Annotated in this window: 5 protein-coding genes; all 5 read left to right on the top strand. The window is 41.2% G+C overall.

Annotated elements, in window-relative coordinates; translation table 11 throughout:
• Positions 1 to 8: 8 nt before the first annotated feature.
• Positions 9 to 806, top strand: a complete 798-nt coding sequence (locus AC1DWN_RS27500; protein WP_477562071.1) for a hypothetical protein — start codon at positions 9 to 11, stop codon at positions 804 to 806.
• Positions 807 to 808: 2 nt separating this feature from the next.
• Entirely contained in the window at positions 809 to 1,555 is a 747-nt protein-coding gene (locus AC1DWN_RS27495; protein ID WP_477562070.1) for an ATP-binding cassette domain-containing protein, read from the top strand.
• Positions 1,556 to 1,675: 120 nt separating this feature from the next.
• Positions 1,676 to 1,990: a hypothetical protein gene (locus AC1DWN_RS27490; RefSeq protein WP_477562069.1), complete on the top strand. Its 315-nt coding sequence runs from the start codon at positions 1,676 to 1,678 to the stop codon at positions 1,988 to 1,990.
• A 388-nt stretch (positions 1,991 to 2,378) separates the two neighbouring features.
• A complete protein-coding gene (locus AC1DWN_RS27485; protein ID WP_477562068.1) occupies positions 2,379 to 2,759 on the top strand; it encodes a hypothetical protein in 381 nt (126 codons plus the stop codon).
• Between the two features lie 227 nt (positions 2,760 to 2,986).
• Positions 2,987 to 5,157 (top strand): family 78 glycoside hydrolase catalytic domain (locus AC1DWN_RS27480; protein WP_477562067.1); only part of this gene is annotated, 2,171 nt, incomplete at its 3' end.

Raw genomic sequence — 5,157 nt, 5'->3', positions numbered from 1 at the left:
GGGTGTAAATGAGTGAAGATCAAGAGCTGTCACGCTTAGAAAAGGAATGGAAAAACCGTTTAGACCGTTTCACCGCCCCGGAACCAACAAGAGAGCAAACCGTTCGTTTACTTGAAAAAATAAAACAGATGGATGAGACAAAGCCAGTCGATTTACGGGCTGAGCTGGAAGAGAGACAAGCTGCTCAATCTATGTCTTCAAAAGTGGCGAGTTTATTTTTATCCCAATGGAATTTTTATGGGTCGACGAGCTGGTGGTTAACAGGAATCGTGATGCTCGCAATGTCCATTATGATCAACGTGAGTACTCAAAATGAAATGACTGGTTTTATGGCTTGGATGAAGTGGATCACACTCATCATCATTGCTGTAATGGGTTACGCATTTCGCTCGAGAAATGATGGGAATGACATCATCGAAAAGTTGAGTTATTATTCCTTGGTTCACCAAATGTTTGCTCGATTCATCATCGTCATGGGTTTGCAATTAGCAATGACACTTCCATTAAGTTATATCGTTATGGGTAAGGCAAGCTCACTCCTGTATTTATACGGTTCCTTTACACCTATCTTCTTCTTTGGAGTAGTTGGATTTATAAGTGCAATGTGGTTTGGACATAGGGCAGGCGCAATCATTACATTATTTATTTGGCTTAGCCAAGTGTTGTTCGATGAGAAGCTGCAGTCATTCTCTATGTTTCAGCTGCCTTGGAATGAACATTTCTTATTCACAAATGTTGTTATTCTAGGATTTTCTGGCCTTTTGCTAAGCAGTATATTACTACGGAATTATTTAGCGAGGGAGTAAAAATGAGTTTGAGGATTACGTTAACTAACGTGGATTACAAGAGAGATAAAGAGAAAGTTATCGACGATATGACGTGTACCTTTACGACAGGCATTACGTATGTGGTTGGAAGGAACGGCGCTGGGAAAAGCTCGCTTTTAAAAATCGTTGCCACTGCAGTTAGCTCAGATAAAGGGAACGTGATCTATACAAAGTTAATAAATGAAGAGGGCGTAGGAAGATATCGTAAACCGCTTAGTACCGAGGAAGTTAGAACAATGATCGGATATATGCCCCAGCACTTTACAGGTCATTCGGATATGACTATTGAGAGGTATTTATCGTACATGGCCTTTCATAAAGGTGTTCCTCGCGGACTTGTAAAACCTACAATAGAGAAGTGGTTGAAGGAGAGCGGTTTGTATGAGCTCAAAAGAAGAAAGCTGCGTACGCTCTCTGGGGGGCAATTGCAAAAAGTAGGATTGATTCAAACGCTCATTAATCAGCCTCGGATTTGTATTTTGGATGAGCCATTTGAAGGGTTGGATAATCAAGAGAAGTTATTTTTTAGGCGGATAATCCGCAGGCTTTCTTATCATAGCGTCATAATCATTAGCACACATTTACTTGAAGAAATTGAGCAGTCGGAAGATGACAGCCTAATGTATATAGAGGATGGTAGATTGAGTTTGCATGGTGGGGTGGATGAAGTTGACAGAGTAATGGAGAGGTTCAGCGGGTTCAATGTTGAAAGAGACCATACCATATAAAAAATAGGAGCTCAGGCTTTTTTGATGCCTGAGCTTTTTTTATGTGAAGCTCGAAAGTTTCATTCTCTGATTTTTTAGGTAATAATAAGAGATGTTACAAATAGAGATGGAGGATTCACTATGGGATTATTATTAATTATCTTTATTGTTATAGCGGCTATTAGCTGTATCAGTATTGCTTTGTTGTATTTTGTGAAAGATCCAAAAAGAAATAATATTATTTTCACATGTACAGTAGCAATAGGTATTCTTATTAGCTATTTGAATATAACTTCCCTTCCGAGCAACTTTGTCTTTCCAAGGATCGTGGCCGTTTTGTTTGGTATTTTGGCTGTAATTGGAGTTCTATTGAAGTTCAAAAAGTGGGATCATGCAGCTAAGTTATTGGTTACTACTTCAGTAGTGCTAGGTGTTTTTCAACTCTTTTTCTTCTAAGCAGTTACTGTTTTTTCCTAAATGATGACAACTCTCACTATTTGAAAGAGAAATAGTACGATATTATGATCAGGCGAATGGCACCATGCATTCGTTTTTTTTCTACGACAGTCAGATTAACTAGCGGGTATTCCGAAAAATAGATTAGGTATTGCGCCTAAAGTTTACTTCAGATCAGAGTTTCGCAACTGTCCACAATGTGAGTCGAAATTACGAAGAACCCATAGAGCTTTGGAGAAAAAGGTTTCCACAACAAAGGGAATCGTCCATGCATAGAGTATGGCTTATGCCTGCAAGAATCCAGATTGTTCACATACAGAAGTCTTGTATAAATCTGCTGAAGCTGAGATGCTTAGCCTAAAGCATTCCTCATTTGGATATGATGTGCTTGCTGCGGTTTAAACAACATCGAACAGTCAATGTAGTCGCGGATGCGTTGAACGAACGTGGAATTCCAACGAGTGAGCGGCATGCTCAGAATCTGGATGAACGCTACCAGATACTACTTTCTGCGAGTCTAGATGACCATGTAAACCTAGTCCATGGAGCAACATTTGCAATAGGTATGGAAGAGAAGGCAGCGGCTTATGGGCATTCGACCATTCTCCAAGCTGCTCAAATCGCTGCTAGATCGAACGCGAAGCGACTTGTCGTCACACATTTCAGTTCACGCTTCAGTGATATTGAGGTTGCTCAGCTTGTGGCGGAGGTCACATCGGTTTTTCCGAATATCGAGGCCGCATACGACTATCTTGAACTTGATGTATGAGCAGAATAACGAATCAAAACAAGCCACCTTACGTTCAAAGTGAGGTGGCTTGTTTTTTGTTGCGTTGATTTTCTTTGTATGATAATGGTCAAGCTCACTTATGAAACGCATAGTCAAGTCAATTGGAGCAAATAAATGTCAATTGCAGTTATGTAACGTTCGGAGACGTGAAATTATAATAAAGCTATGAAATTAACTTCAGGGTGCTAAATAAAGGAGCAAAAAAAGTGAACGCACTTAATAAATCTATGTGGATATGGAATCAAGGAGCTCGTGATGAAGTCAATCAATATGTGGAATTTCGCCATGAATTTCGCTTAGAGGAGACAGCGTGGCAAGCAAAACTGTATCTCTCTGTAGATTCGGACTATGCAGTTTGGATCAACGGAATAGGGGTCGACTACGGTCAGTATGATGATTTTCCGAATAACAAAGCTTATGATTGCTTGTCCGTCGGCCATTTATTACATGTGGGTACGAATGTATTATGTATACTTGCCTATTATCAGGGGGAAGCCAGCTTTCAATATAAGGTGGGTTGCCCTGGTTTAATCTATGCCATTGAAACAGGCACAAAAGTCATCTCAAGCAACATTCAAACGTATTGCCGTTTATCACCCTCGTATGTCAGTGGAAGCGTTCCGAAAATAACAATGCAGCTAGGTTATTCCTTTGCCTACAATGCAGATAAAGATGATCTTTGGCTAACCCATTCCTATAAGATGTCAACCGACTGGTTACCGGCAAAGCTAAGTCTCGAGTTAACTCATAACAAACCTAAGCTATATGAGAGACCAATCCGTAAGCTTGAGTTGAAGGAGCGAGGGATTGCTCGAATAAAAACACAAGGCTTGTTTATTAGATCGACAGAGCAGCAAAAATCGATTGCACTGTTTATGCAGAGCGACTATATATCTTATAGGCAGCCGGAGTCTATTTTCGATAAAGCGATTCCCTCTTTCCCTTCACAATCAGGGCTTTCTATCCTTTCATCTGCATTTGAAGAAGCGTCAGGTGTTTATATCCTACTTGATCTCGGGCGTGAGGAATGTGGATTGCTAGAGTTAGAGCTTGAGGGTGAACAGGGGACAATAGTGGATATAGCTTACGGCGAACATCTGGATGATTTGCGGGTTCGGGCTGAAGTCGGAGGTAGAAATTTTGCTGTAGCCTATAGGTGCCGTGATGGTAGACAAACTTTTACCCATTACTTCAAAAGATTAGCCGGTCGATATATTCAGCTTCACATCAGTGGTGTTAAAGAACGTTTCGTACTCTATTACGCGGGCTTGCGGCCAACGGAATATCCAGTAGAGGAAAAAGGACAATTTAATTGTCCTGACAAGCTACATCAGCAAATTGTGAAGACAGCCGTCCGAACGCTGCATTTGTGTATGCACGAGCACTACGAAGACACGCCTTGGCGGGAGCAGGCTCTATACGCAATGGATTCGAGAAACCAAGCTTTATGTGGCTACTATTGTTTTGGGGAGTATGATTTTGCGCAAGCATCTTTTGAGCTTTTAGGAGAAGGTGTGAGACAGGATGGCTTTCTGGAATTATGTGCGCCTATGGAATATGAGGTCACGATCCCTTCGTTCAGTTTTCTATGGATCATCGGGCTTGCTGAACATTTGCTTTATAGTGGCAGAGTTGATTTTACAAATAAGATGCTGCCTGTCATTCAGCAAATGATGGAGAAGCATATGTCTTGCATGCAAGATGATCTATTAATCACTCCGGATGAATCTAAATATTGGAACTTCTATGAATGGGAATCGGGATTAGCTGGCGACAAAGGAATTTATGAGACCAGATGGGATGCGCCACTTAATCTATTATTCGTTATGGGGTTGGAATCAGTTGGATTTATGTTAGAAGCGTGTGGTAGGAAAGAAGAGTCACTTCATTATTCTTCATTGGCTACCAGAGTCAAACAAGCGATTCATCAACGCTTTTGGAGTCCAGAGGAGAATGCATATCGAACCTATGACGGAGTAGCTTATGCTGAGCATTATGCAGAGCTTACTCAAGCTTTAGCTTTGTGTACTCATACATGTCAAGGCTCGCTAGCAGGGAAATTACGAAACCGATTGTCCTCGGAGGACAATGGCTGGGTGCCTATTACACTAAGTCATTCCATCTTTAAGTTTAAAGCATTACTTGGAGAACCGGAAACCTATGGGCAACTCGTATTTGAAAGCATAGGGAAAGACTGGGGAGAACTATTGTTTAGCGGGGCAACAAGCTTCTGGGAAACAAACAATGGTGCTAATGATTTTGGTGGAGCAGGAAGCTTATGTCATGGCTGGTCTGCGGTACCGATTTATTTCTACTACGCATATTTGTTAGGCGTTCAGCCGATAGAACCGGGTTTCAAGGTATTCAGCGTTACTCC

The sequence above is a fragment of the Paenibacillus sp. P4_A7 genome, from assembly GCF_056402455.1.
The sequence above is the reverse complement of the archived record's forward strand: the minus strand, read 5'-3'. Positions and strand labels throughout refer to the sequence as shown.